The sequence below is a fragment of the Streptomyces xiaopingdaonensis genome, assembly GCF_000262345.1.
Classification (GTDB): domain Bacteria; phylum Actinomycetota; class Actinomycetes; order Streptomycetales; family Streptomycetaceae; genus Streptomyces; species Streptomyces xiaopingdaonensis.
In genome coordinates this window covers 40930-67509 of record NZ_AJTQ01000257.1, presented here as the reverse complement: position 1 = coordinate 67509, position 26580 = coordinate 40930, and the positions used below count along the sequence as shown (strand labels likewise).

The 26580-nt window shown below is 72.5% G+C and carries 17 protein-coding genes; 8 read left to right on the top strand and 9 right to left on the bottom strand.

Translation table 11 applies throughout. The annotated features are described in order from the left end of the window. Positions 1-111: 111 nt before the first annotated feature. A complete protein-coding gene (locus UWG_RS0120580; RefSeq protein ID WP_016909091.1) occupies positions 112-1332 on the bottom strand; it encodes a PP2C family protein-serine/threonine phosphatase in 1221 nt (406 codons plus the stop codon). Positions 1333-1602: 270 nt separating this feature from the next. On the opposite strand from UWG_RS0120580, the gene UWG_RS0120575 reads away from it, so the two are divergent. The 4 genes from UWG_RS0120575 (at position 1603) to UWG_RS0120560 (ending at position 5505) form a co-directional block, all read left to right on the top strand. Then, positions 1603-2013, top strand: coding sequence for a peptidase inhibitor family I36 protein (locus UWG_RS0120575; protein ID WP_016909090.1), 411 nt, complete (start codon positions 1603-1605; stop codon positions 2011-2013). Positions 2014-2233: 220 nt separating this feature from the next. Continuing rightward, entirely contained in the window at positions 2234-3001 is a 768-nt protein-coding gene (locus UWG_RS0120570; RefSeq protein ID WP_016909089.1) for a hypothetical protein, read from the top strand. Then, positions 2998-4437 carry a serine/threonine-protein kinase gene (locus UWG_RS0120565; protein ID WP_029391628.1) on the top strand — a complete coding sequence of 480 codons (1440 nt, stop codon included), beginning with the start codon at positions 2998-3000 and terminating at the stop codon, positions 4435-4437. Before UWG_RS0120570 ends, UWG_RS0120565 begins: the two co-directional genes overlap by 4 nt. 294 nt (positions 4438-4731) lie before the next feature. Then, the gene (locus UWG_RS0120560) at positions 4732-5505 is read left to right on the top strand and encodes an SAM-dependent methyltransferase (RefSeq protein ID WP_029391627.1); all 774 of its coding nucleotides are present in this window, start codon (positions 4732-4734) and stop codon (positions 5503-5505) included. A gap of 505 nt (positions 5506-6010) precedes the next feature. Here the strand turns inward: UWG_RS0120560 and UWG_RS34300 are convergent. The 4 genes from UWG_RS34300 to UWG_RS0120540 form a co-directional block, all read right to left on the bottom strand. Continuing rightward, positions 6011-6145, bottom strand: coding sequence for a hypothetical protein (locus UWG_RS34300; protein ID WP_016909087.1), 135 nt, complete (start codon positions 6143-6145; stop codon positions 6011-6013). 79 nt (positions 6146-6224) lie between these two features. After that, the gene (locus UWG_RS0120550) at positions 6225-7193 is read right to left on the bottom strand and encodes an amidohydrolase family protein (protein ID WP_016909086.1); all 969 of its coding nucleotides are present in this window, start codon (positions 7191-7193) and stop codon (positions 6225-6227) included. Positions 7194-7259: 66 nt separating this feature from the next. Next, positions 7260-9368, bottom strand: coding sequence for an MMPL family transporter (locus UWG_RS0120545; RefSeq protein ID WP_016909085.1), 2109 nt, complete (start codon positions 9366-9368; stop codon positions 7260-7262). A gap of 103 nt (positions 9369-9471) precedes the next feature. Further along, a complete protein-coding gene (locus UWG_RS0120540; protein ID WP_016909084.1) occupies positions 9472-9963 on the bottom strand; it encodes a MarR family winged helix-turn-helix transcriptional regulator in 492 nt (163 codons plus the stop codon). 138 nt (positions 9964-10101) lie between these two features. On the opposite strand from UWG_RS0120540, the gene UWG_RS0120535 reads away from it, so the two are divergent. Then, complete coding sequence (locus UWG_RS0120535; protein ID WP_016909083.1) at positions 10102-12165, top strand: SpoIIE family protein phosphatase; 2064 nt, start codon at positions 10102-10104, stop codon at positions 12163-12165. A gap of 495 nt (positions 12166-12660) precedes the next feature. On the opposite strand, the gene UWG_RS0120530 is transcribed toward UWG_RS0120535, so the two are convergent. Continuing rightward, positions 12661-12954: a hypothetical protein gene (locus tag UWG_RS0120530; protein ID WP_016909082.1), complete on the bottom strand. Its 294-nt coding sequence runs from the start codon at positions 12952-12954 to the stop codon at positions 12661-12663. A gap of 491 nt (positions 12955-13445) precedes the next feature. Continuing rightward, positions 13446-17093 carry a WD40 repeat domain-containing serine/threonine-protein kinase gene (locus UWG_RS0120525; protein ID WP_029391626.1) on the bottom strand — a complete coding sequence of 1216 codons (3648 nt, stop codon included), beginning with the start codon at positions 17091-17093 and terminating at the stop codon, positions 13446-13448. Between the two features lie 290 nt (positions 17094-17383). Here UWG_RS0120525 and UWG_RS0120520 point away from each other — a divergent pair, with 290 nt between their 5' ends. Further along, positions 17384-20068, top strand: a complete 2685-nt coding sequence (locus UWG_RS0120520; protein ID WP_106429996.1) for an ATP-binding protein — start codon at positions 17384-17386, stop codon at positions 20066-20068. Positions 20069-20127: 59 nt separating this feature from the next. Beyond that, complete coding sequence (locus UWG_RS0120515; protein WP_016909080.1) at positions 20128-20502, top strand: 6-pyruvoyl trahydropterin synthase family protein; 375 nt, start codon at positions 20128-20130, stop codon at positions 20500-20502. 68 nt (positions 20503-20570) lie between these two features. Here the strand turns inward: UWG_RS0120515 and UWG_RS0120510 are convergent, their stop codons facing one another. Beyond that, entirely contained in the window at positions 20571-23663 is a 3093-nt protein-coding gene (locus UWG_RS0120510; RefSeq protein WP_016909079.1) for an FAD-binding and (Fe-S)-binding domain-containing protein, read from the bottom strand. 23 nt (positions 23664-23686) lie between these two features. Here UWG_RS0120510 and UWG_RS0120505 point away from each other — a divergent pair, with 23 nt between their 5' ends. Next, positions 23687-24799: an enolase C-terminal domain-like protein gene (locus UWG_RS0120505; protein WP_016909078.1), complete on the top strand. Its 1113-nt coding sequence runs from the start codon at positions 23687-23689 to the stop codon at positions 24797-24799. Between the two features lie 32 nt (positions 24800-24831). On the opposite strand, the gene UWG_RS0120500 is transcribed toward UWG_RS0120505, so the two are convergent. Next, the gene (locus UWG_RS0120500; RefSeq protein WP_016909077.1) at positions 24832-26577 is read right to left on the bottom strand and encodes a glycoside hydrolase family 15 protein; all 1746 of its coding nucleotides are present in this window, start codon (positions 26575-26577) and stop codon (positions 24832-24834) included. Between the last annotated feature and the right edge of the window lie 3 nt (positions 26578-26580).

The following is a 26580-nucleotide window of genomic DNA, read 5'->3' as shown; positions in this document are numbered from 1 at the left end:
CCGTCGGGCTCGGGCGGGTTGGTGGTGTGCGCGCCGGAGTTCGTGGAATCGGCGTGCCCAGATCTCTGCGTCCCGGTGCACGGCGCAGGCCGGTGTGGTTCGCGTCGGATGTCAGGCGAAGTAATCGGGGGAGCCGGCGGGGTGCCACTGGAACATCATGACGGTGGCGTCGTCGGTCAGACCGGCGTGCTGGTACTCGAGGAGGGTTTTGACCAGGCGGCGCAGGGCCTCGGGCGGGGGTTCGTCGGCGGCCATGGCGCGCATGAGGAAGTCGGTGAAGCGCGTGAGGCCGAAGCGCTGTCCGGAGGCGTCTTTGGCGTCGATGACTCCGTCGGTGTAGAGGAGGACCCGGTCGCCGGGTTGCAGGTGTGCCTCGTGCACCGTCCGCTTCGAGTCGGCCATGCCGGCGGGCAGGCCGAGCGGGGGTTCGGGCTCGCCTTCCAGCGCCTCGGGGACGAGGCTGGTGCCGCGCATCAGCAGGGGCGGGGGGTGACCTGCGTTGATCCATTCCAGGGAGCCGGTGTCCAGGTGCAGGTGGGCGAAGACGGCCGTGACGTGACGGTCGTCGAAGGCGTCCGACAGGGCTTGGTCGACGCTCCGGACGAGCGGTTCGAGGCCGGCCGAGGGGTCCGAGCGGCGGGTGTTGCGGCAGGCGGCCAGGGCGACGGAGGAGGACAGGCCGGCAATCAGGTCGTGCCCCATGCCGTCGACGATGGCGGTGTGCAGCGTGTGGTCGATCACGGTGTGGTCGAACGCGTCCCCGCCCAGGTTGTAGGCGGGCTCCAGGATGGCGCTGGAGGTTGTCAGCCGGGTGCCGATGGACCGCGGTGGGAGGAAGGCCCGCAACATCTCCGCGGAGATCTTCATCTGTTGAGTGCGTTGGGAGCGGGCGTAGAGGTCGCTGATGACGCCCTTGGCGTAGAGGACCAGGGTGACGACGGTGGACAGGGTGCGGCAGCGCCGGAGGGTCTCCTCGTCGAGGGCATCGGCCTCGACGCACAGGACGCCGAGGCGTTCGATGCCGTCCACCAACGGCAGCCACAGGGTCAGCCCGCGGGACTCTCTCGTGGTCACTCTTTCGACGAGGGTGCGGTACACCCAACCGGCCACGGTGGAGTCGATGGGCAGTGCGGCCTGGGAGGAGGCGGAGCCGTCCGGCATCATGGCCAGCTGTTCCTGCTGGACGTCCGCCAGGTAGAGGAAGACGTTCTCCACGCCCAGTTCGGAGCGGTGGCTTCGCAGGAGCTTTGGCAGCTCGGAGGGCTGCATGCGGTGGATGTCGCCCAGCAGAGCCTCGAAGACCGCGTCCGAGGAATCTGAGCGGTTGGCCATGGCTGTTCACCTCCGGCCCGAGAGGATGCGCACCCGCAGCTGCAGGGCACTTCCGTCAGGCTACGTTCCGGAGCGCTGGGGCGCGTCATGCGCTGCGGGGCCGTGCGTGCGGGTCGCGCCGGGTCCACGTCGCCGGCCCGGCCGAGGCGGGACCCTCACTGTTGCTAGGTACAGAGACTCCTCCTGCCGTCAGTAGTCTCACGGACGTCGGACAGGTCCTGTTCGTCGGTCTCGCACCTGTCGGGTGCGTTCAACGGGAGGAGAACCCACATGAAGGTACGCAGCGTGCTCGCGGTGGCCGGTTCCATGGCCGCGGCAGCGGCCGTGTTCACGGCCGCACCTGCCGGCGCCAGCCCTGCCGCCGCGCCCTCGGGGTGCGAAAAGGGCGACGTGTGCTTCTACACGGGAAGCAACTACTCGGGGTCCATGTGCGCCTGGGACGTCGCGGATACCGACACCACTTCCGGCTCGATCTCCTGCTCGTGGATGAGTAACGGGACCAAGCCGAAGTCGGTGTACAACAACGGGACCAGCGCCGACGGCTCCACAGGTGTCGCCTACTACTGGAAGACCAACTACAAGGGTGGCCGGATCGGCTGCACCAAGAACGGCAGTGGCGGCAACATCTCCGGGGACTACGTCCCCATGTCCCTCAAGTGGGTCTCCAACAAGTGCGGGTGAGCCCGTGAGCGACCCGCCGGGCGGTGGGCCGCTCACGGCGTACGGTCGGCGCTCTCCGGGCCCGGCAGCGGAACGTTCCGCTGCCGGGCCCGGGGCCGTTCCGTCGGGGGATGTCCGCCCCTCTGGTCCGGTATGGGCCAACTCTGTCCCGCTTACGAGGTCTTGGCCGCACCCCGCGCGCTGCCTAGTCTGGAGCTTCGTTTCGGGGGAGGAATCGAGCATGGAGAGCATCATCGTGGTGCCGCCCGGGTGTGCGCGGGCGGAGGAGCAGATCCGGCTCGCGCCCGGCGAGGTCCTGCACTTCGGGCGCGCGAGGCGGACGGCAGCCCCCGACGCTCTCCGGCTCGTGCTCGGGGACGAGGCCGTGTCCCGTACGGCGGGTTGCCTGACCGCGGGTGCGGCGTTCTGGTCGCTCAGCAACCTCAGCCGGCACCACACCTACGTGGTCGAGAATCCGGAGGGCGCAGGGGAGCACATCAAGCTCGCTCCCGGACGCGTGGAGGCGCCGGTGCCGTTCGAGTTCTCCCGTGTGCTGCTGCCCGCGCGCGAAGGCATGGCGACCTTCGACGTGTGGACGCCGCGCCACCTCTACACGTCGGCCGCGCACGAGCGCGGTGAGGGGCACACCACGGCGCACGCGTTCTCCCTGGACCGCAGCAAGCGCTACTTCCTCGTGCTCGTCGCGCTGTGCGAACCCCGCCTGCGCGGGCGGACGTTGGCGCCGCTCCCGACCTCCGCGCAGCTCATCTCCAGGGTCGAAGCCGTATGGCCGGAGGCCAACCGGGCGTCGGTGCAGTGGAACATCGATTACTTGGCGGTCAAGCTCGGCCTCAAGCCGGCCCGGGAGCAGTCCGTCTGCGGTGAGCGGATGCACGGGAAGAAGGAGCAACTGGCCTCGCTGGCACTCCGGTTCGACCTGGTGGGTGAGGACGACCTGGAGCTGCTGGAGACGGTGGCTCCGGATGTGTGCACGCCCTTACCGCTATGAGCAATCCCGACGGCCTGCCGGTCGTCGTGCCGTACGGGTACCGGGTCGGCCGCTGGGAGGTCCTGCACCCCCTGGCTTCGGGCGCCTTCTCCAGCGTTTACGCGGCCAGGAACACCGCCGTGGCCGGGCCAGGGAGTGCGGACGACGCCACGGAGGCGGACGGCGACGCCTACGACGGCGAACCCGCGACGGCCGCGCTGAAGTTCCTCGCCACCGGCACCCGGACGCCCCGTCAGCTACGTCACCTCCAGGAGCTCTCCGAGCGCGAACTGCGCCTGCACGAGGCGCTCCGCCGGCCCCACCTGGTCCGGATGTACGAGGCGTGCACCGTGGACGACCCCGAGCACCCCGAGCTCGACGGCTGCGGCGTCCTGGCGCTGGAGCGGGCCGAGAGTTCCCTGGACGTACTGCTCCGTCTGAACGCGCTCACGAGCCCGAAGAGGGCGCTGCCGGGTGCCGATCGATTGCTGGTCCAGATCTGTACGGGTCTGGCCCAACTGCACGAGTCGGGCTGGGTGCACGGAGACCTGAAGCCGGGCAACGTCCTCCTCTTCGCCGACGGCGCCGTCCGGCTCTCCGACTTCAACCTCGCCGCCGAACTGGAGGGCACCCACGCCTACACCCCGGCCTTCTCCACCCTCGACTACACGCCTCCGGAGCTGTTCTGGCCGGAGACGGGCGCACGCGGCATCCGGACGCGCCAGACCGCAGACGTGTGGGCCTTCGGCGTCCTGAGCCACCTGCTGCTGACCGGAAGCCTGCCCTTCCCCGGCGCCACCCCGGCACTGCGGCGCGACGCGGCTCTGCGCTACGCCTCGGGGCACGAGCCGCTGCCGCTGCCGGCCCGACTGCCGGACATGTGGCGGGACTTGGTCGCCGACTGCCTCGCCCCGACGCACACGGCACGCGCGCCGCACACCAGCGCGCTGCTCCTCGAGCGGGCGAAATCGGCGGCCGGGCCGAGCGGGGAGGCCGTCGTTCCCGGCGCGGGGGCGGGGGAGGCCGGAGGAACCGGGCCCAGGCGCCGGACGTGGCTGCGTACGGTCCTCCTCACCACCACCGCGCTGCTCTGCGGGCTCGGCCTGGGGCTCGGCTGGAGTCTGACGCGACCCCCGGCGGCATCGGGCGATTACGGCTACATCCGGTGCCCGGAGAACAACGTCTGCTTCTTCAGCGAGCGGAACGGCAACGGCGACATGTGTTCCTACCGCGGGAGCGACGGCGACTGGGCGAAGGGCGACGGGTGCGCCTGGACGCGGCGGAAACCCGTTTCCTCCCTCTTCAACAACGGCGACCTGAAGAACCCCTACTACAAGGTCGAGTTCTATCTGCGGCCGCATTACAAGGCCCGCGTGGGTTGCACCAGCATCAACCAGCAGGGCAACCTCACCGGCACCTACCGCGTGCGCTCCCACCGCTGGGTCCGCGACTGCTGAGACCGCGGCGCCCCGCACGGGCGCGTCCGGCGTGCACGCCCCGCACGGCCGCGTGGCTTCGCCGTGCCGGGTGCGTTCCTTGCTCCCACCGCTCCCAGGGACCTCCCGGCCTCCTCGGCCGGCTTGTCGGGCAACTTCCCTGGTTCCACGGGTTCTTGGAGCACGCGGAACGGCATTTCCACGCTGCGGGCGCTAGCCTGTGCGCGTGCCCGGGCCGTCGAAGGTCCGCGGCGATTTCGCCCACCGATGACCGGCGGTGGACGACGCGCGCGCTGCCTACTCCAGGACGTGACAATGAGCCAACCGCACTCTGCCCGCATGTACGACTACTACCTCGGCGGGAAGGACTGGTTCGCCGCCGACCGCGAGGCCGCCGAGGCCGTCCTCGGGCGCCTGCCGAAAGTACGTACCGGTGCGCGGGCCAACCGTGCGTTCATGCACCGGGCGGTCCGCGCCCTGGTGCGCGAGCACGGGGTGCGGCAGTTCCTCGACATCGGTACCGGCATCCCCACCGCGCCCAACCTCCATCAGGTCGCCCAGGAGATCGCGCCCGAGTCCCGCGTCGTCTACGTCGACAACGATCCCCTCGTCGTCGAGTACGCCGACGCGCTCATGCGCGGTACGCCCGAGGGCCGTACCACCTACCTCGAAGCGGATGTGCGCTCCCACGACATCGTTGCCGACTCCCATGTCGTCGACACCCTCGACCTGGAGCAGCCCGTCGCGCTCAGCCTCGTCGCCCTGATGCACTTCATATCCGAGGAGGACGAGCCCTACGAGATGGTCCGCCGCCTCCTCGAGCCGCTCGCCCCCGGAAGCTTCCTCGTCCTCTCGCATGCCACCGGCCAGTTCGACCCGGAAGGCGCCGCCTACTTCAAGGACATCTACGCCACCGGCAAAGTGCCCTTCGCGCCCCGCGACCAACAGCAGGTGACGAGGTTCTTCGACGGTCTCGATCTCCTGGAGCCCGGACTGGTGGCCACCCATCGGTGGCGGCCCGACGCACCAGTGGTCCAGTCGGACAGTGAAATCGGCGGATTCGCCGGAGTGGCGCAAGTCCGGCAGTGACTCGAGCGGCAGCGCCTCCTTCCGTTCGACTCCGCGAGCCATCGAGGCGCTGCCGCCTGCCGGGCTCGGGCTCAACGCCTGCCCCGCACGGGTGTGTTGGTGACAGAGGATGGGGACCGCGCCCGGTGCGGTCACTCTCCCCGAGCCGTCGAACCTCTCCTTCGCCTGCGAAAACGCGCCCACCCATTCCGGCGCCGGGAAAGGGAAGTCGGACGGGAAAAACACGAACGGCCACTGACGTCCGCCTCCGCGACGTACCGCGACGGAAAAACCACGCCGTCCCTCTCGGCTGTACGAGGAGAACCGCTTCCGTGTCCTCGCCCTGCGGTCCCCCGGAACGCCGCCGTCGGTGAGGTGAGTGCCGCGCTCATGATGATCGGCTTCCGGCTCAAGAGCATTCATGAAGGCAAAAACGAAATCGACTCCGAACAAAAGGAGTGGATCGATGGAATGACCGAGTCGCTGAACCCTCGGAGGCCGGTGACGTGCTGGACGGTGCGTGCATTTACATGTTCATGCCGTGGCTGCGGAAGGCCCACGAGGAACACGGGAAGGACGTCATCGAGTACGTGGTGCCGAGCCTCGTCGCCACCATGCAGAGGATGCCCGACAGCGTCCGCCCGGAGGCCGTCCCCACCATGGCAGGGATGGTCGTCGGTCGGACCCCCGGCTCGGCGGAAGGCCCACGAACCGGTAGCAGGAAAACGCCCCGCACGGTTTCACAGCCCGAAGAGTCCCGCCGCGTTGTCGTGGCACACGGCACGCAGCCACTCGTCCCCGAACCCCAGCCGCTCCAGGGCATGGAGTTGGTGCAGGTACGGATAAGGGGTGTTGGGGAAGTCGGAGCCGAGGAGGATGCGGTCGCCGAGCGCGGCGACCCGGGGCAGGGCCCGGCGGGGGAAGGGCATGAACCCCTCGGTGAAGTCGGTGAACGCCATCGTCGTGTCGAGGCGCACCCGGTCGTACCGCTCGGCGAGGTCCAGGAACTCCTCGTACTCGGGCATCCCCATGTGTGCGACGATCAGCGGCAACTCCGGGTGCCGCGCCAGCAGTCGCGAGACGGGCTCGGGTCCGGTGTACCTACCGGGCGCGGGCCCGGAGCCGCAGTGCATCACCACGGGGATGCCTGCCTCGGCGAGTACGCCCCAGGCCTGCTCCAGGCGTGCGTCGGCCGGGTCGTACGCCCCCACCTGTACGTGGGCCTTGAACACGCGCACGCCCGCCTCGACGGCCTCGCGGACGTACGCGTCGACGTCCGGCTCCGGGTGGAGGGTGGCGGTGTGCAGGCAGCCGGGGGTGCGGCGGGCGAAGTCGGCCGCCCACCCGTTGAGCCAGCGGGCCATGCCGGGCTTGTGCGGGTAGAGCATCGAGGTGAACGCACGGACGCCGAACTCACGTAGCAGGGCCGTGCGTTGCGCCTCCGTCTCCCGGTACGTGATCGGCCACTCCAGGCCGCCGGTCAGCGGTCCCTGGCCGTCGAAGTACTCCCAGACCTTGTGCAGGACCCGCTCGGGCATGAAGTGGGTGTGGACGTCGACCAATCCGGGCAGGCCGAGCCGACCCCAGAAGCGGCGGACCTCTGCGGCCTCCGCTCCCGGCGTCCCGGCTCCGTCCGAAGAATCCGGGACGCAACGGGCGTCGGGGGCAGCAGAGTCGGCGTATGTCGTGCGGTGCTCCTTCACGTCCACGAGCGTCCCCGGTGACGAGCCCGGTACGGCAGCGGCACGGTGAGGTGTCCGTCACACGGGCCGGGCTCAGCCCTCGGCCCTCGCGTCCGTGCCGTCGTCGTCCCGTCGGCCCAGCGCGCCAGGCCACCAGGCGCGGCGGCCCAACTCCCGTACGAGCGCGGGGACGAGCAGCGAGCGGACGACGAGGGTGTCGAGGAGCACGCCGAAGGCGACGATGAAGGCGACCTGGGCGAGGAAGGCGAGCGGGATGACGCCGAGGGCGGCGAAGGTCGCGGCGAGGACCACGCCCGCGGAGGTGATGACGCCGCCGGTGGCGGTCAGGCCGCGCAGCACGCCCTGGCGCGGGCCGTGGTGGTGCGTCTCCTCGCGGACGCGGGACATCAGGAAGATGTTGTAGTCGACGCCGAGCGCGACGAGGAAGACGAACCCGTAGAGCGGGACGGCGGGATCGGAGCCGGCGAAGCCGAAGAGGTGGGTGAAGACGAGCGAGGAGACCCCCAGCGTGGCAAGGAAGTTGAGCGCCACCGTCGCGACGAGCAGCACCGGCGTCACCAGCGACCGGAGGAGCCCGACGAGGATGACGAGGATGATCCCCAGCACGACGGGCACGATCAGCGTCCGGTCGCGCTCCGCGGTGTGGAGGGTGTCGTACTGCTGGGCGGTGTAGCCGCCGACGAGCGCATCGGCGCCGGGCACGGCGCGCACGGCGTCGCGCAGGTCCACGAGGGTCTCCTTCGCCGCGTCGCTGTCGGCGGCGTCCTCCAGCGTGACGTCGACGCGGACCCGCCCGTCGACGACGAGCGGCGCGCCGCCGCCCGGCCGTCCCGACGCGGTGACGGGGGCGGCCGAGGCGACGCCGTCGGTGGCCGTCGCCGCGTCGGCCACCTGCGTCGCCCTGCGCGCGTCGGCGATGACGACGGCGGGGTTGCCGGAGCCTCCGGGGAAGTGCTCGCCCAGCGTGCGCTGGGCGGCGACCGAGGGGGCGTCGTTGACGAAGATCTCGTCGAGGGGGACGCCCTTGGAGCTGAAAGTGGGCGCGAATGCGGCGCAGGCGAGGAGCCCGACCGTGGTGAGCGCCCAGACCCGCCGCGGTGCACGGTCGACGAGGCGGGCGATCCGCGCCCACAGGGTGCCCGAAGCGGCCTTCGCCTCCGCTGACTTGGGCTTCGCCGGCCAGTAGGCCGCACGCCCGAGGAGCAGCAGCACGGCGGGGAGGAAGGTGAGCGCGCCGGCCACGGCGCAGACGATGCCGATCGCGCCCACCGGGCCGAGGGCCCGGTTGTTGGTGAGGCCGCTGAGCAGCAGTGCGAGGAGTCCGAGCGCGACCGTGGCGGCGCTCGCCGTGATCGCGCCGACGGATTCGCGCCACGCGGCGCGCATGGCGGCGAAGCGGTCTGCCGTGCGCGCGAGTTCCTCGCGGAAGCGGGCGGTGAGGAGGAGCGCGTAGTCCGTCGCCGCGCCGATGACGAGGATGGAGAGGATGCCCTGCACCTGTCCGTCGACGCTCACGGTGCCCCGGTCGGCGAGGGCGTAGACGACCGCGCTCGCGAGGGCGAGGGCGAAGACGGCGCCGGTGATGATCACGAGCGGCAGCAGCACGCTGCGGTAGACGACGAGCAGGATCAGCAGCACGGTCGCCAGGGCGACGGCGAGCAGTATGCCGTCGATGCCGGCGAACGCGTCGGACAGGTCCGCCTGGCTCGCCGCGGGACCGGCGACGCCGACGTCGGTACCGGGGACGTGCCGTGCCGCGTCGCGGACCCGTTCGACCGCGGCGCCGAGCTCGTCGTCGAGATCCGGAGGGAGCCCGACGACGCCTTGGAGGGCCTCGCCGTCGCGGGAGGGGAGGGCGGAGGAGACGGAGGTGACGGCGTCGTCGCCGCGCAGTCCCGCGAGGGCGCGGGTGGCGGCGCGTCGTTGGTCGGTGTCGAGGCGTCCGCCGTCGGCCGCCGTCCACAGGACGACGGCGGGCACCGTCTCGCCCTGCTGGAACCGCTCCTGCGCGTCGATCACCTTGGTCGACTCGGCGTCCTCGGGGAGGAAGGCGGCCTGGTCGTTGGTGGAGACCTCGCCGAGTTTGCCCGCGTAGGGGCCGAGGGTGGCGCCGACGCCGAGCCAGACCGCGAGCAGGAGCAGGGGGATCAGCCAGCGGGTGCGGCGGGCGGTGGCGGGCATGGCGCTCCGGGGCGTAGAAATCTCAATCGTTGAGAGATGACCGTACACGGCTGCCCGGCCCGCACCCGGATGCGGCCTTGCGCGTCGTCCGGGGCGCGGGTGCTCAGCGGGGCTCGGTGCGGACCTCGGCCAGTTCCTCGTTGAGCGTCGTCAAGTAACGCAGTACGACGGCGAGTTCGTCCTCGCTGAAGCGGCCGTGCGCGCGCTCGGTGGCCTCCGCGAGCGGACGGAAGTGGGTGCGGGCGGCGGCCCGTGCCCCTGCCGCGTACTCGATGCGCACCACTCGGCGGTCCGCGTCGTCGCGGAGGCGCCGGATGTGGCCCGCGCGCTCCAGCCGGTCGAGGCACGCGCTGACGGCGCCCGACGTCAGGCCGAGGCGCTCGCGCAGCAGGCCGGGTGTGACGGGGCCCTCCGCGTCGAGGACGACGGAGAGGGCCTGCACGTCGGTGGCGTGCAAGCCGTGTTCCGGCGCGAAGGCGTGCATCGTCCGGTTGATCTCCCCGTTCACCCGCCGCAACTGCACGGCGAACGCCGGGAGACCGGCGCCGTTCTCCTCCTGCGGACCCCGCCGTCCGCGCTCCTCGCTCGTCACCACGCGGCCACCCTATAGAGAGCCCGGCGGACGCCGGACACGCGCGACGGGCGGCCCGCGCACCGTGGGGGCAAGCCACCTGGCGGTTCTCCGCGGGCGGCGCAGAATGGAACGGAGCGGCGACGCGAGCGGGAGGCAGGGATGCGCTTCTCCGATCCGAGCGGTGAGCACTCCTCCCGGGAGCCTCCGACCGCGGACGTCGCACTCGCGGTCAACGGGATGGGGAGCTTCACCTGGGACCTGGAAACCGGCGTCATGCACTACGACGGGGGCGCGTACGAGGTCATGGACTTCACCCCCGACGAGTTCGACGGAAGCCTCGCCATGCTGCGCGACCGGATGCTGCCGGAAGAGGTGCCCGCCGTCAACGAGCAGATCGAGCGGGCGCTGCGCGAGCGGTCCGAGTTCAGTACCTACTTCCGGGTGCGGTACCGCGACGGGTGGCTGCGCTGGACGCACACCCAGGGGCGCGTCGTCTGCGACGACGAGGGGCGGCCGACCCGGGTCCTCGGCATCATCCGCGACGCCAGCCGGGAGCTGCGCGCCGTCGACCAGACGCGCCAGCTACGCGAGGAGCGGGCCGAGCGGCACCGCCAGGCCGACATCATCGGGTTCGTCAACGACGAGCTCGCCCCGACCGTCACCGTCGACGACGTCGCCGAGGCGCTCACCAGCACGCAGATGCAGGAGCAGCTCGGCGCCTCCAGCGTCGTACTCGGGCTGGTCGAGGGCGGTTTGGTGAGGCTGATAGGCGCCAGCGGGATCAACGAGGAGCTGCTGCGCGACCTCCGGGTCGTCCGCGTCGAGGAGCAGCTACCGCTCGCCGACGTGGTCCGCCGCCGCGAGCCCGTCTTCCTCACCGAGCGCGAGGAGTACCTCAGGCGCTACCCGACCATGGGGCGCTACCTGCAGCTCTTCTCCGCCGCCAGCGCCGTCGTCTTCCTGCCGCTGATCGCGCACGACAGGCCGATCGGCGCGCTCGGTCTCACCTACGACGGAAAGGGCCGCTTCAGCACCGACGAGCGGACGGTGCTGCGGGCCCTGGGCCGCACCATCGCCCAGTCGCTGGAGCGGGCCTTCCTCTACGACCAGGAGCACGAGCTGGCGGCCGGGCTCCAGAACGCCATGCTCCCGGGACGGATGCCGTCGGTATCGGGGCTGACCCTGGTGCCGCGCTACCGCCCCGCCCGTGCCCGCGGCGGCATCGGCGGCGACTGGTACGACGCGCTCGTCCTGCCCGACGGCCGGGTGGCGGCGGTGATCGGGGACGTCCAGGGCCACGACGTCAAGGCGGCAGCCGTGATGGGCCAACTCCGCATCGCGCTGCGGGCGTACGCCGCCGAGGGGCACCCGGCCGCCACCGTGATGGCCCGCGCCTCGTCCTTCCTCACCGAGCTCGACACGGACCTCTTCGCCACCTGCCTCCTCGTCGTCCTCGACCCCGCCACCGGCACGGCCGAGACGGTACGCGCCGGGCACACCGAGCCCCTGGTCCGCTTCCCCGACGGAACCTGCGCCTGGCTCGAAAGCCCGGGCGGCCTCCCTCTCGGCCTCATGGTCGACGACCGCCCGGCCTACATGGCGAGCGAGACGGTACTGCCGCCGGGCGCCGAGCTCCTGCTGTGCACGGACGGACTGCTGGAGTCGAGGGGGCACGACATCGACGAGGGCCGGGACCTGCTCGTCGACACCCTCTCCACGGGTCCGGGCTCCCCCGGGGAGCTGGCCGACCATCTGCTCGGCGGCATGGCCGCGTACACCGGCGCCGAGGACGACGTGGCCCTGCTCGTCCTGCGACGCGGGACGCGCCCGCCGGCGCCGGACCCCCGACTGGACGTCGAGGTCCTCCGGAACGATCCGGCGTCCCTCGACACCGCCCGCGCCCTGCTGCGGGCCTCCCTCCACCGGTGGTCGATGGACCCGCTCGGCGACGTCGCGGAGCTGCTCGCCTGCGAGATGGCCACCAACGCGCTGCGGCACACAGAAGGGGACGCGACGCTCAGCGCCCGTCCTGTGCACTACGAGGGGGAGCGGCGGTCGCTGCGCCTCTCCGTCGCCGACGAGTCCTCCGACTTCCCCGTCCGCCGGGCGGCCACCGAGCTGTCCACCCGCGGGCGGGGGCTGATGCTCGTCGAGGAGCTGGCGGCGGCCTGGGGCGTGGAGCCGCGGGGGACGGGCAAGAGCGTCTGGTGCGAACTGTCGTGACCGGGTCCGCGAACCGGCTTGTGCCGGCGGGCGGGTGCGTCACCCGGCGCGGGTGCTCCTGCGGCGGATGTATGGGCGAGCCCGGTGCGAGGGCGCGCCAAGTCGGCACCGGGCGGCGGCAGATGGCGTCGGTGGGCGGTGCCGGCTCGCCGACTGCCGCCCGGTACAGGCTCCTCCGGTGCCGTTCGGCAACTGCCGTGCGCTGCCAATTACCGTTCACTGCCGGCTTCAGGGTGTCAGGGTGCATCTTGGCCAAGTCCCTGATCGGGCTGGAGCGGTGGCTGTATCCCGTGGCGTGTGAGGTGTGCGGATGCCTCGGACACGTCGCACGGGAACTCGACGGACCGCCGACGCAAGAAGCTCGGCCGGAAGACACCGGCCGAGCTTCTCGCGTGGTCTGTTCACCGCCTGGATCAAGCGGTGTGGCAACGGCTACCGGAATTCACGTGCCACCGATGCCGAACAGGCCCCGGGTCGATCCGTGCCGAGGAGTCCTCAGCATCCCCTCGTGGAGATCCCGTTCTTCGGGGGATTGGGGGCGGCGCAGGTGTCCTCGATGACGTTCTGGTCCCAGCTGCCGTCCGCGTTCTGGGTGCACTCGTACTTGACGATTATCGGGTTGTTCTCGGCAGACGACTTGCAGGACGAAAAGCTCCCGAACGTGCCGTTGACGTACCCGCCGCCCTTGGTGGTCGGGGCGGCCGGTGCGGCCTGGGCGGACTGGGCGGCGATGCCTGAGAAGGCCAGGAGGCCGACGGCGGCGACTGCTGCGCGCTGGAACTTGCGCATGTTTTCCTCTCTTCCAGTGCATAGGCGTGCGGGTGCTTGCACACCTGGATGGCAAAAAGACCCGGTTGTCACGGAGCGGGGCGAACCGGCCGGCTTCGCTGTCGGCCGGAGTCGTGCCCGGCTGCGGCAAAGCGCCGCGCCGTGCTCCAAGATCTCATCGGGACATCTGAACCCCACCACACGTTCGGATGACGCCTCAAGGACTCAAGATCGTTTGTTACGCGCCTATAGCAAGCTGGTCGAAGACCTTTGCTTTGCCTCCCATGGGCACGGACCCGACCCCGACGGCGACGAAATGCAGCGCCGCATCTGCACGACTGCGACGTACGCGAGAGGCTCGTCGACGCCCTCGCGCGCACCCGACCGAAGACATCCTCCAAGCTCGTTGTGCAACGACCCGCCCGCGGTTCCGCGCCGTCAACTACCGCCCGCCCGGCGCCCGTCCGTACTCCGACGTACCCCCGCCGACCAACAACAGGAGCGGCGTCCGATCAGTCGCAGACCTTCCGGTAGGGCGCGTCCGGTACGTTCTGCTGCCACTCCGTCCGTGTCAGGTTCTTCGGCCGGTGGACCTGTGCGCAGAGCCGCGCCGTGAGCCGGTCCGGGGCGAGGTTCATCGCGTACGCGTCGACCGCGGCGCCGGCGAGGTGGAGGTTGCCGTCGTCGTCGAAGGCGACGTCGAGCAGGTAGTCGTCGATCCCGGGGAGGACGCCTCCCATCGGCTGGCGGGAGGGGATGTCCCAGAGGTGGACGCGCTCGTTTCCGACGATGCCGACGAGCGAGTCGCCGTCCGGGGAGAACCGGAGCTGCGTCACCCCGCCGTCCGAGGGCTTCTCCGGTCCTGGCAGGTGCCCGACGCGGCGGGTCGCGTCCCCGTTCCAGAGGGCGACGCCTTCCGGCTCGGCGACGGCGAGCGTCTTCCCGTCGGGGCTGAACGCCACGTCGCTCAGGTCGAGTTCGCCGAGTGCCCTGCGTGTGGTGCGGCCCGTCGACAGGTCCGAGCGGTCGCCGCCTGTCGTCACGAGGAGCGGTTTCTCCGCCGGTCCGCCGACGGCGATGCCGTAGCCGCCGACGCGGGAGAGCGTGCGGGTCTTCCTGCCCGCCGCGGTGTCCACGACGTCGACGGACCAGGCGTCGTCGCCGTCGGCAGTGGTGCGGCTGACGGCGAGGGTCCGTCCGTCCTCGCCGAAGGCGAGCGCGGCGATGCGTGCGCCCGGGCTGCCGCCCAGTCCGATCCGGCGTGTCACCTTTCCCGTCCGGGTGTCCTGGAGCAGGACGGCGGTCGACTTCTCCGTCTCGCGGGCGTACGCCAACGTCCCTCCGTCCGGGCTGAGTTCGGCCGGGGCCATGTACTCGCCCTGGGGGAGGTACTCCCCCAGCGCCGTGCCGCCCGAGACCGGGTGGTCGGTACGCCTGCGCGGTGTCTGCTTCCCGTCCTCCGGGAGCGTCCAGGTTCGTACGCGGTGGCGCGTGCCCTCGTTCTCCGCGGCGAGCAGGGTCTGCGCGTCGGGGCCGAAGCGGGCGAGCGAGCGGTCCCGTTGTTTCCTCGGCAGTCCGAGCGAGCGCAGACTCAGCGTGTGCACCGAGGTCCCTTCCAGGTAGCGCAGCTCGCCGCGTCCGGAGTCGATCGCGAGCGGGCTGCCGTCGCTCGCCAGCTCGGAGTTGGCCACGCCTGTGGGGTGCGTGAAGAGCGGCTGGGAGGCGTCCGAGGCCGCGGCCACGGCCACGGAGCTGTCCGCCATGGCGGCGACGAACTTCCCGTCGGGGCTCATGCGGACGGGGAGCGGCCAGGCGTTCTCGCCGGTCATGGCTTGCAGGTTCCAGTTCTCCAGGGACGCCTCCGACACCTTCTCGCCGGTCGAGGTGGACCAGACGGCCAGCGCTCCCTCGGTCGTGCCGAGGACCATCCGGCCGCTGTCGGCGCTGAAGGAGGCGGTGAACCCGTCGGAGCAGCCCTGCTTCTCGGCGCCGTCCAGCTCCGTCGAGGCGCCGGCGTCGATGTCGTGCAGGAGCGGTGTGCCGTCCTCGGGGCACGAGACCAAGTACCGTGCGTCGGGGGAGAGTTGCGCCCCCGAGCCGGGAGCCCGGAGCAGGGTGTCACCGGTGTGCGTGTCGCGCACGGAGGCTGCGCCCTCGTCCACGTCGAGCGCGCGTACGCCGCCGGAGGCAAGGGCCTCGACCGAGTGCCCGTCGCCGTGCACCTCGCCGACGGTCTTCCCCGTCGCGATCTCCCGCACCTCGCCGTCCTGCACGGCGAACCTGCCGTCCGGGGACACGGCGCCCGAGGGGGTCTTCCCCCCGGTGCGCGAGGCGAGTTCCTTTCCGGTGCGGAGGTCGAAGCGCCGCGTCTTGCCCTCCGACGCTCCGAACGTCGCGGTGACCAGGGTGCGGCCGTCGGCGGAGAGCCTGCGGGCCGTCATGTTTCCGAGCACGGCCGGCTGCTTCGTCGGGTCCTGGAAGACGGCGCTCTCGCGCTGCCACGCCGACCGGTAGAGCGCGGCACGCGCCTCCTCGGCGGGCGCCACCTGCCAGGCGGCGGCGCTGAGCAGCGCTGCGGTCTCCGGGTCGGACATCCGCAGACCGTCGGCCACGGCGGCGACGTTCCGCGCGGTGGCGAACGCCTGCTGCTCCGCGTTGGCGCGCTGGAACTGCCAGGCGGCGACGCCCGCGACGAGCGCCGTCGCCAGCAGCACCGCGATCCCGCCCCGCAGCCTGCGGCGCCGGCGGCGTCTCCGGGACTCCTGGGCGCGCGACGCCGTGAGGAACTCCCGCTCGACCAGGTTGGGCCGGAGCGCGGTGCCGGCCGTCGCGGCGTGGTCCGCGGCGGCGCGCAGGACGCTCCCGTGCAGGAGGCGGTCGGTGGGGCGCCCGGCGCGGTCCCAGGTCCGCGCGGCGTCGCCCGTCCTGCGCAACTCCCGGAGCGTCGCCCGGTGTTCGGCCGTCCACGCCGCGAGCCGGGGCCATGCCCTGTGCAACGCGGCGCTGACGGGGCGGACCGAACCGTCGGGGTCGCGGATCAGCACCCGCTCCGCCGCGAAGGCCGCGAGCACCTGCTCGACGGCGGCCGCCTCGGGGGCCGGGCGGCCGTGCAGCAACTCGCCGTACTCCGCCGTCCGTACGCCGTCCTGCGAGCCGTCCGGCGCGTCGCCGGGCACCGTCAGCCGCAGCAGGATCTCTTCGGCGACGGCCCGTTCGACGGGGCCGAGTCCCGCGTACACGCCCTCCGCCACCGTGCCCCACTCGGGCAGCGAGGCGGACGCCCGCGCGGGGAGCGCCGCCGCGCGGGCGCCTTTCGCCAGCAGGTCCGACGAGGAGGGCGGACGCGGGTCCCGTGCGCCGGCCGTCAGCAGCCGGAAGAGGAGCTCGGCCGAAGTCGGCCTGCCCGCCGGGTCCTTGGAGAGCGCGGCGGCCAGGAGGGGACGTATTCGTTCCGGCACGGGCGTGAGGTCGGGCTCCCGCTCGGTCACGCGGACGACGATCTCGCCGAGGTTCTCCCCGTCGAACGGGGCGGTGCCGGTCGCCGCGAAGAGCACCACGGCGCCCCAGGCGAAGACGTCGCTCTTCCCGTCCGCGCGGGCGCCGCGCAGCACTTCGGGAGCCATGTATCCGGGGGTGCCCATCATCTTGCCGGTCTCGGTGAGCGACATCTCCTGGGTGCGGGCGATCCCGAAGTCGATGACGCGGGGCCCGTCGGGGCCGAGGAGCACGTTGCCCGGCTTCAGGTCCCGGTGCACGACGGAGGCGGCGTGGATGGCGGTGAGCGCGGTGGCGATGCCGGTGGCGAGGCGGACGAGCGCGTCGCCGTCGAAGGCTCCGCCTGCGGCGACGGTGGCCTGCAGGTCCCGGCCGTCGATGAACTCGCTGACGATGTACGGGGGTTGAGCCCCCGGGTCCGCCGCCAGCACGCGGGCCGTGCAGAAGGAGTCGACCCGCCGGGAGGCCGCGACCTCCTTGCGGAAGCGGTCCTTCGCGTAGTCGTCCCCCGCGCCCTCCCGCCGCAGCACCTTCACCACGCAGCGGGCTCCGGAGCCGTCGTACGCCTCGTAGACGACGCCCTGCCCGCCGGCCCCGAGCCGCGAGGCCAGCCAGTACGGGCCGATGCTCTGGGGGTCCTCGGGCCTGAGAAACTCCTGGCTCACACTGCCCTCTTCTGTCGGTGCCGTTGCCTCCCGCCGTCACCATCCTGACGCGCTGCCGTCCGGGCCGGGCCCGGGGTGCGGCCCTGTTACGGAGCTGACGAGATCGGTACACGGTGCCGCAACGGGCTGCCGGGGCGCCTTCGACGGCCGCGGGCAGGTTCCGCTGTCTCGGGGGCGGCCTATCGGCTAGCTTCTGGTGTGGTGGATCGTGTGCGCCGAGTGACCCGTGGTGCCGGCGGGCGACGCCGCCCTCGAAGAGATGCCGCACTGGACGAACTGGGGAGCCTGGCGTGCCGAGTGTGTTCGTGGACCGTGTCGAGCCGTTGGAAGAGCTCCGCTCGACGGCGCTGGCCCTGGTGGAGGGCCGGGGGAGCGCCCTGCTCGTCGAGGGTGTCTCCGGGATGGGGAAGACCTGCCTCCTCGGCGAGTTCAGCAGCCGGGTCGCCGAGGCGGAGTTGCCGGCGCACGCCTGCCGGGTCGTCAAGGCGCACTGCAACCCGGTGATCGGTCCCGGCGCGGCGTACGGGCCGATCGTCGACATCCTGCTCGACCTCAAGCGGCGCGAAAGGACCCGGCCGCTCCGGCGCTTCCTGGGGCAGGCGGGGCGCAGCACCGTGGACTCCCTGCCGAACGTCCTCTCGGCCCTGGTGCCCGGGCTCGGCGACGTGCTGCGGATAGGCAGCGAGGCCACCAAAGCGGCGCTCGGCTCGGGCTCGATGCCCTTCGACTCGTTGCTGCCCTTCCAGCAGGGCGTGGCCACGCAGATCGTGGACGCGCTGCTGGAGTCGGCCGGTTCCGGTCCGCCGGTGCTGCTCGTCATCGACGACGTGCAGCACATCGATCCCAGCAGCCTGCTCGTCCTCGATCGGCTGCTGCGCGCGGCGCAGGGCGCTTCGCCGCTCTCCGTGGTGCTCAGCCACGCTCTCGACGAGTCCCCCGACGGCACCTCGGAGAGCGTCGGGGAACTCCTGCGGACGTGGGAGTACGAAGGACTGCTGCGCCGCCGCGAGTTGGGCGGCCTTCCCGAGGACGCCGTGGCGGAACTCGTCCGCCATCGGCACCCGGCAGCGCCCGCGACCCTGTCGGCGAGCCTGAGCCGGCTCACGGAGGGGCACCCCGTCTTCGTCCAGATGTGCCTCGACGAATGGCAGCCGGGACACGGTGACAGCATCGCCCTGCCCGACAAGCTGGAGCGGGTGGTGAAAGAGCGCCTGAGACGCCTCTCCGACGAGGACCAGCTTCTTCTGATCACAGGGGCCACCCAGGGGCACACGTTCCTCTCCGCCACCGTGGCCGCGGCGTTGCGGCGCTCCCACGACGACGTCATGAGCCGGCTGCGGGCGCTGGCCGGTCCGCAGCGGCTCATCCTCGGCGCAGACAGGCCGGAGTGGGCGCGCGACGAACCCACGGACTGCTACCGCTTCCAGCACCGTGCGCTGTGGGACGTCCTCTACCGGGAGCAGACCCCGCAGCAGCGCCGCTCGCGGCACGGAAGCATCGCGCGGGCGCTGTCGGACGGCGGCGTCTTCGACTCCGCGCCGCTGGAGCGCCGCCTGGAGATCGCGCGGCACTTCGAGAGCGGCGGACCCCAGTACCTGGCGCAATCGGCCGCGGCCTACTACGCGTTGGCGCGCTCGGCCGCCATCGACGGACTCTCCTTCGCCGAGGCGGAGCGGCACTGCGAGAAGGCCATCCGCGCCGCCCGGGCTCTCTCGGCGAAGGACCCGGAAGCCGATCGCCGCCTCGCCGAGGCCGTCGAGCTGCTGCTCTCGCTGACGGAGGTGCGGTGGCGCGGGGACACCGAGTCGGGCGGAGGGCCGCACATCGACGCGCTCGCGGCGGAGGCCGAGGAGGCGGCGCTGCGCTGTGCGGTGCCCGAACTCGTCGCCCGCACCACGCTCCTGCGCGGCAAGACCCTCATGGCGACGCGCGGCCTCGTCCCCGGTCTCGACAAGCTCAGGGAGGCGGTCGAGATCGCCGAGGAGCAGGGCGACGCGGTCGCGCTCTTCGTCGCCAAGGTCGAGTACGGGCGCCAGGTCTCCAAGCGCACCCTCGCCGAGGGCGTCAGGCAGCTCCGGGAGGCCGAGGAGCTGTACGCCGCGGACGGGCGGCTCGGGGGCAGCGGCGACCCCGTCCTCCAGCACGCCCGGAACCTCAACGAGATGCAGCTCGGCATCAGCCTCTTCGACTCCGGCAGGCCGGAGGACGCCCTGACCCGGCTGCGGCGCTGCACCGACCGGCTCAGAGCGGAGCCGCTCAACGCGGAGTTGCCCATCGCTCTCAACTACACCGCGCAGGTCTGCGCCGGCCTCGGCCTCGCCGCAGAGGCCGAGGAGGCGCTCAGGGAAGCGCTCCGCGTCGAGCAGGGACGCGGCGGCGACAGCGGGTGGCACGCCTACAACGCCGCGCTCCTCGCCCAGCTCCTCGCGCCGGACCCGCGACGCCGCGGCGAGTGCCTGACGCTCGTCGAGGAAGGGTGGTGGGAGACGGAGCGGACGTGGCTGATCAACCTCGTGCCGATCGTCCGCAACCTCTACGCGCAGGTGCTGCTCGACACCGCGGGCGGCAACCTCTCGACGGTGGCGGCCGCCGGCCGCCTGGCCGCCGCCACCGTGGCGGAGACCCGGCGGACCGGCATGGTACGCAGCGAGATCGCCGGCCTCTGCCTCTCCGGCCGGGCGAGGCTCCGCGAGGGGGACCCGGCGGGCGCCGCCGCCTTCGCGCGGGAGTCGGTCGCACTGCTCGACCGCACCGGGGACATGCCCGCGTTGCGGAGCGAAGAGGTTCTCTTTCACGCTGCGAGGGCCCTGTACGCCGCCGGCGCCCGGAGCGAAGCGGAGGGACTCCTGAGCCGGGCGCGGGAGAAGATGGAGAGGAAGGCCGAGAGCATCGAGGACCCGGCGCTGCTCCGCGGCTTCCGCGAAGACGTTCCGCTGAACCGTGCCCTCGCGCTCGGCGATCTGGAGAGTGAGTAGCCGTCGTGCATCCAGCCAACGGAGAACCACAGGCAGGGCCTCGTCCGGGCGCGGCCGGCATGCTGACCATCACCAAGGAGTTCCACTTCTCGGCGAGCCACGTCCTCAGCAGGCTCCCTTCGTGGCACAAGTGCGCCCGCCCGCACGGCCACAACTACGTGGTCGTCCTCGAACTCTGCGCGCCGCCGGAGGAGTTGACCGACGCCGGTTTCGTCCGGGACTACGGCGACCTCGACGCCTTCAAGTCCTGGCTCGACGAGACCCTGGACCACCGTCACCTCAACGACGCCGTGGACTTCTCCCCGTCGGGGGAGCGACTCGCGCACTGGATCTACGGCCTCTGGGTGGAGACCTACCCGGAGCTCACGGCCGTCTGGGTCTCCGAGACGCCCCGCACCTGGGCGATCTACCGGGCAGGGGCGGAGCCTGCTTAGGCGGGCGTCCGCGCCGTTCGGCGGGGCTGTACGGGAGCCGGGCCGCGCGGGCAGGCGGCCGCGGGGCGTCAACGCGCCCGCAGGCGACGGCGGATGAGCGTCCCCGCCGTGCCGGCGGCGGCGAGCGTGCCGAGGGCGAGCGCGGCGGGCACGAGGTGCTCGGTCCCCGTGGGCGCCGGTGCGGCGGCGTGTTCGGGGTAGGGGCGGCCGTCGTCTCCGGTGAGGGCGAGGTGGAGGGCCTCGGCGAGGTGCATCGCGGTGCGCCCCGTGCCCGCCTGCTCGATCTGGGTGCGGCAGCTGAAGCCGTCGGCGAGTACGAGCGTTTCGGGCGCGGCGGCCCGGACGGCGGGCAGGAGGGCGCTCTCGGCGCAGGCCATGGAGACTTCGTGGTGGCCCGCCTCGAAGCCGAAGTTGCCGGCGAGGCCGCAGCATCCGGAGTCCAGGACTTCGGCGTCGACGCCCGCGCGGGCGAGGAGTTCCCGGTCGGCGTCGAAGCCCATGATCGCGTGCTGGTGGCAGTGCCGCTGCACGACGGCGTGGCGCCCGAGCCGGGGCGGCCGCCAGTCCTGTGGCGCGTGCCCGAGGAGGAACTCGGCGAGGGTGTACGTCTGGGCGGCGAGCCGTTCGACGTCCTTGTCGTCGGGGAGCATCTCCGGCATGTCGCTGCGGAAGACGGCGGTGCAGGAGGGTTCGAGGCCGACGATCGGTGTGCCGGCCTCCAGCCAGGGGCGCAGCGTGCGGAGCGTACGCCGGAAGACCCGTTGTGCGACGCCGAGTTGGCCGGTGGAGATCCATGTGAGGCCGCAGCAGGCGGCGGCGTCGTGGACGACGACGTCGAACCCGGCCGCCTCCAGCACCTCGACGGCGGCCTGCCCGACGTGCGGGTGGAAGTGGTCGGTGAAGGTGTCGGGCCACACCACCACGGTGGTCGGCGCACGCGGATCGGCGGGCGGGCGGTCTGCGCTGTGCGCACGCCACCACGCGCGGAGCGTCCGCGCCGCGAAGGGCGGCGCGTCGCGCTCCGGGGCGATGCCGGCGAGCCGCTTCCCCGCGGACGCCAGGAGCGGGGCGTGGACCGCGGCGTTGGCGGCGCGGGGCGCCCAGGAGGCGAGGCGTGCCCACAGGGGGAGCCAGCCCATCGAGTAGTGCGCGGCGGGGCGCGGTCGGCCGCGGTAGTGGTGGGAGAGGAACTCGGCCTTGTACGTGGCCATGTCGACGCCGACCGGGCAGTCGGACTTGCAGCCCTTGCAGGCGAGGCAGAGGTCCAGGGCGTCCCGCACCTCCGTCGAGCGCCAGCCGTCCTTGATCGGGGAGTCCTCGTGCGGGTGGAGCATCTCGAAGAGCAGCCGTGCCCGGCCGCGGGTGGAGTGCTCCTCTTCCCGGGTGACCTGATAGGAGGGGCACATGACGCCGCCTTCCTTCGCCTGGCGGCGGCAGTTGCCGATGCCGACGCACCGCATGACGGCACGGGTGAAGCTCCCGTCGTCGTGCGGGTACCGGAACTCGCCGCCCTGCGGCTCCGGTCGCCAGTCGGGTCCCAGCCGCAGGTGCTCCGCGGTTCCGTAGGGGTGGACGACCTTGCCCGGGTTCATCAGGTTCCGCGGGTCGAAGAGCGCCTTGACCTCGCCGAAGGCGCGGATGAGCTCTTCGCCGAACATCCGCTCCAGCAGCGCCCCGCGGGCCTGCCCGTCGCCGTGCTCGCCGGAGAGCGAGCCCCCGTAGGAGGCGACGAGGTCGGCGGCGCGCTCCAGGAACCGCTGGAAGTCGGCGACGCCGTCCGCGGACATCAGGTCGAACGGGGTGCGCACGTGGACGCAGCCCTGTCCGAAGTGCCCGTAGAGCGCGGGGCGATCGAGGCCGCTCTCCTCGAAGAGGGCGCCGAGGTCCCGCAGGTACGCGCCGAGCCGGTCGGGTGCGACCGCCGAGTCCTCCCAGCCCGGCCAGGAGTCGTGCATCCCGGGCGGACGTGCCGTCGCGCCGAGGCCCGCCTCTCTCGCCTTCCACACCTTGTCCTCGACGGCCGGGTCGCCGGAGAAGTAGACCCTCGGGTCCTGCTCCGCGCGGCCGAGCGCGTCGAGCAACTCCCGTGCGCGGGCGTGCGCTTCCTCCTCGGTGTCGCCGCCGAACTGCACGAGGAGCCAGCCCGCGCCCTCGGGGAGGAGCGCGCGCGCCTCGGGGCCGATCTTCTCCTCCTTCTCGAAGAAGACGAGCCGGTCGTCGACGCCCTCCAGGAGGACGGGGTTGCAGTGCTCGAGGACGGTGGGCACCGCGTCGGCGGCGCGGTCGACGCTGTCGTAGCCGAGGACGAGCATCGAGCGGGCGGCGAGCACCGGCATCAGCTTCAGTTCGGCGGAGAGCACGGTGGCCAGCGTCCCCTCGCTTCCGACGACGAGACGGGCGAGGTCGAATCCGGCCTCGGGCAGCAGCGCGTTGAGGTTGTAGCCGGAGACGCGGCGCGGGATGTCCGGGTACCGCTCGCGGACGAGGTCGCCGTACCGCTCGGCGATCCCGCGCAGCCCGCGGTAGAGCTCCGCCTTGCGGCCGCCCTCCTCGACGGCGGCCGTGTACGCGGCGTCGTCGGTCGGGCCGACGCGGCAGCGCAGCCCGTCGTAGGTGAGGATCTCCAGGCCGACGACGTTGAGGTCGGTCGTGCCGGAGCGTTGCGCGCTGGCTCCGCAGGAGTTGTTGCCGACCATCCCGCCGATCGCGCAGTGGCTGTGCGTCGAGGGTCTCGGTCCGAACTCCAGTCCGTACGGGGCGAGTTGCGCGTTGAGGTCGTCGAGCACGAGGCCGGGCTCCACCACGCAGGTGCGTGCCTGCACGTCGACGGAGAGGAGCCGGGTGCAGTACTTCGTCCAGTCGACGATGACGGCCGTGTTGGTCGCCTGCCCGCCGAGGCTGGTGCCCCCGCCCCGCGACAGCACCGGCGCCCCGTGCTCCCTGCAGACCGCGACCGCTTCGGCGCCGGCGTCCACCGTGCGGGGGACGACGACGCCGATGGGCACCTGCCGGTAGTTGGAGGCATCGGTGGCGTAGGCGCCGCGGCTGCCCGGGTCGAACCGCACCTCGCCGTCGACGCGGTCGCGCAGCGCCCTCTCCAGCGCGGCGGTGTCGAGTCCGGTTCCCGGCCGTCGGGTGAGTGAAATGTCAGTCTTGCTCATGCCGCCTACCTGACGTGAGGGTGATGAGGGTGCTGATCGAGGCTCGGATCGACGCGGTGCGGGCTTGTGCCTATACCGTCCCCACCGACGTGCCGGAGGCGGACGCCACCCTCGCCTGGGACGCTACGACGCTCGTCGTCTGCGAGGCGACCTGCGGCGGGACCACGGGGCTCGGCTACACCTACGCGGACGCGGCGTGCGTCCCGCTGATCGCCCGGACCCTCGCCCCGCTCGTCGAGGGCCGCGGGGCGCTGGACGTGCCGGGGGCGTGGGACGCGATGCGGCGCGGCGTCCGCAACCTCGGGAGGCCAGGGCTCGTTTCGTGCGCGATGTCCGCGGTGGAGACAGCCCTTCATGACCTCAAGGCGCGCCTGCTCCAGCTTCCGCTCGCCGCGCTCTTCGGCCGCTGCCGCACCGGGGTCCCCGTCTACGGCAGCGGCGGCTTCACCACGTACGACGACGTACGCACCCGAGCCCAACTGGAGCACTGGACCGGTGAGTCGGGCATCCCCCGGGTGAAGATCAAGATCGGTGAGTCCTGGGGGACCGAGCCCGAACGCGACCTCCACCGCGTCGCGTTGGCCCGCCGCACCGTCGGCGACGGGACGGCCCTCTACGTCGACGCCAACGGCGGCTACGGCGTCGGGCAGGCCGTCCGGATCGGCCGGGCGCTCGCCGACCAGGGCGTGACCTGGTACGAGGAGCCCGTCTCCAGCGACCACCTCGCCTCCCTGCGCCAGGTCCGCGCGCGGGTCTCCCCCGACGTCGCGGCCGGCGAATACGGCTACCACCTGCCGTACTTCGACGCGATGGTGCACGCGGAGGCCGTCGACTGCCTCCAGATCGACGTGACCCGGTGCGGCGGATACGGCGAGTGGCTCCGCGCCGCCGCCGTCGCCGCCGGAAACGGGACCGAGGTCTCGGGGCACTGCGCGCCGAGCCTCGCCGTGCACGTCGCGGCGGCGACACCCAACCTGCGGCACCTGGAGTACTTCCACGACCACGTGCGCATCGAGCACCTGCTCTTCGACGGGCCGGCGCCCCCCGAGGACGGCGTGCTGCGCCCCGACCCGACGACCCCGGGGAACGGCCTCGTCCTGAAGCGCACCGACGCGGAGCCCTACCGGGTGGGATGAGCAAGGGGGCCCGCCGTTCCGTGCGCGGCGGCTCATCCCTCGCCCCAGGGCCGCGCCAGCCGGGTCCCCGTCTCCAACAGCAGGGCGTGGACGAACGCCTGCGGCAGGTTCCCCCGCAACTGCCGCCGCGCGACGTCGTACTCCTCGGAGTAGAGGCCGGGCGGGCCGCAGGCCGCACGGGTGCGCTCGAACCAGCGGCACGCCTCGGCCGTGCGGCCCTGCTGGTGCGTGGCGAGCGAGGTGAGGAAGCCGCAGAGCAGGAAGGCGCCCTCTGCCTCGCCGAGCGGACGCTCGTCGTGCCGGAACCGGTAGACGTAGCCGTCCTGGGTCAACTCCCGGTGCACGCCCTCCAGCGTGCCGACGGTGCGCGGGTCGTGCGCCGGCACGGCGCCGCGGATCGCCGGCAGGAGCAGCGCGGCGTCCACCCGGGGGTCCCCGGCGGAGCGTTGCCAACGGCCCGACGGATGCACGCAGTTGCGCGAGGCGTCGGCGACCAGTGTGTCGGCGAGTGCGGCCCACCCGGCGGCGCGCGCCCCGGCCTCGCCGTCCTCGGCCACGGCGCGGAGTCCCGCGGCGCACACCAACCGCGAGTGCGTCCAGCGCCGCGGGTCCAGCTCCCACACGCCGGCCTCCGCCGACTGCCACCGCTCCTCGATCGCCGAGACGGCCGCCTCCACGGCCCGCCACCCCTGCGCCTCCAGCCTTCCGCACCGGGCGGCCGCGGCGAAGAGGAGCAACGCCTCGCCGAGCGCGTCGAGTTGGAACTGCCTGTTGACGTGGTTCCCCACGCGCCTGCCGCCACCCGGGTAGCCGGTGATCCCCGTGACGCACCGCTCGTCGGGGACCCTGCCGCCGGTGACGGTGTAGGCGGGGCGCAGGGTGGGGCCGTCCTCCAGGACCCGGGAGGCGATGAAGTCGACGGCCTTGTCGAGCAGGCTGTACGAGCCGGCGGCCGCGGCGGCCTGCCCGGCATAGCACTGGTCGCGGATCCACGCGTACCTGTAGTCGTAGTTGCGGCCGCCCTTGGCGCGCTCCGGCAGCGAGGTGGTCGCGGCCGCGGCCATGCCGCCGCTCGCGCTCGTCAGGCCGAGCAGTACGGCGTGGGACTGGCGTGCGTCGCGCTCGCCGAGCACCGCGTCGAACGCCGGGGCGCTGCGACGCCACTGGTGCTCGGTCGCCTCCCACGCCCTGTCGGCGGAGGGGAGTCGGCGCCCGAGCGGCGAGCCGGAGAGTTCCAGCACGAGGTCGTGACTCCCGCCGGCGGGTACGGCCAGGGTGCCCTCGCGGCCCGGCCCCGCCGCGGTGGCACCGGACCACCGGACGTGCAGCGGCCCGGCGCGTGCGCTCCACACGCCGTCCTCGACCGCGAGGCCCTCCAACGGGACGGAGGCGAAATCCGCGCCGACATCGAGCCGCACCCGTACCTCGGCGGGCCCGTCGACGGCCTCCACGCGGCGCAGCAGCACGGCGGTGCCGGGATCGCCGGGGAAGGCGAGCGCCTCCCGGCACTCGATCACGCCTTGCGACGTCACCCAGCGGGAGCGCCAGATGAGGGTGCCGGGCTCGTACCGGCCGGCGCAGACGTACCAGGGGTCGCTCGGGCGGATGACGTACGCGCCCGCGCCGCCGAGGAGTTCGGAGAAGACCGGCGCCGAGTCCCAGCGGGGCGCGCACATCCATGCGAGGTCGCCGTGCGGCCCCACGAGGGCGCCGCGCTCCCCGTCGGCGAGGAGCGCGTACTCGCGCAGCGCGGCGGGGCCTGCCCGGTCGGTCGGCACGGT

Bases quoted from the DNA above. Each gene is read 5' to 3' on its own strand.
- UWG_RS0120515 (WP_016909080.1), top strand. From the start codon at position 20,128: ATGCTGACCATCACCAAGGAGTTCCACTTCTCGGCGAGCCACGTCCTC.
- UWG_RS0120510 (WP_016909079.1), bottom strand. From the start codon at position 23,663: ATGAGCAAGACTGACATTTCACTCACCCGACGGCCGGGAACCGGACTC.
- UWG_RS0120535 (WP_016909083.1), top strand. From the start codon at position 10,102: ATGCGCTTCTCCGATCCGAGCGGTGAGCACTCCTCCCGGGAGCCTCCG.
- UWG_RS0120565 (WP_029391628.1), top strand. From the start codon at position 2,998: ATGAGCAATCCCGACGGCCTGCCGGTCGTCGTGCCGTACGGGTACCGG.
- UWG_RS34300 (WP_016909087.1), bottom strand. From the start codon at position 6,145: ATGGTGGGGACGGCCTCCGGGCGGACGCTGTCGGGCATCCTCTGCATG.
- UWG_RS0120560 (WP_029391627.1), top strand. From the start codon at position 4,732: ATGAGCCAACCGCACTCTGCCCGCATGTACGACTACTACCTCGGCGGG.
- UWG_RS0120505 (WP_016909078.1), top strand. From the start codon at position 23,687: ATGAGGGTGCTGATCGAGGCTCGGATCGACGCGGTGCGGGCTTGTGCC.
- UWG_RS0120580 (WP_016909091.1), bottom strand. From the start codon at position 1,332: ATGGCCAACCGCTCAGATTCCTCGGACGCGGTCTTCGAGGCTCTGCTG.
- UWG_RS0120545 (WP_016909085.1), bottom strand. From the start codon at position 9,368: ATGCCCGCCACCGCCCGCCGCACCCGCTGGCTGATCCCCCTGCTCCTG.
- UWG_RS0120530 (WP_016909082.1), bottom strand. From the start codon at position 12,954: ATGCGCAAGTTCCAGCGCGCAGCAGTCGCCGCCGTCGGCCTCCTGGCC.
- UWG_RS0120570 (WP_016909089.1), top strand. From the start codon at position 2,234: ATGGAGAGCATCATCGTGGTGCCGCCCGGGTGTGCGCGGGCGGAGGAG.
- UWG_RS0120575 (WP_016909090.1), top strand. From the start codon at position 1,603: ATGAAGGTACGCAGCGTGCTCGCGGTGGCCGGTTCCATGGCCGCGGCA.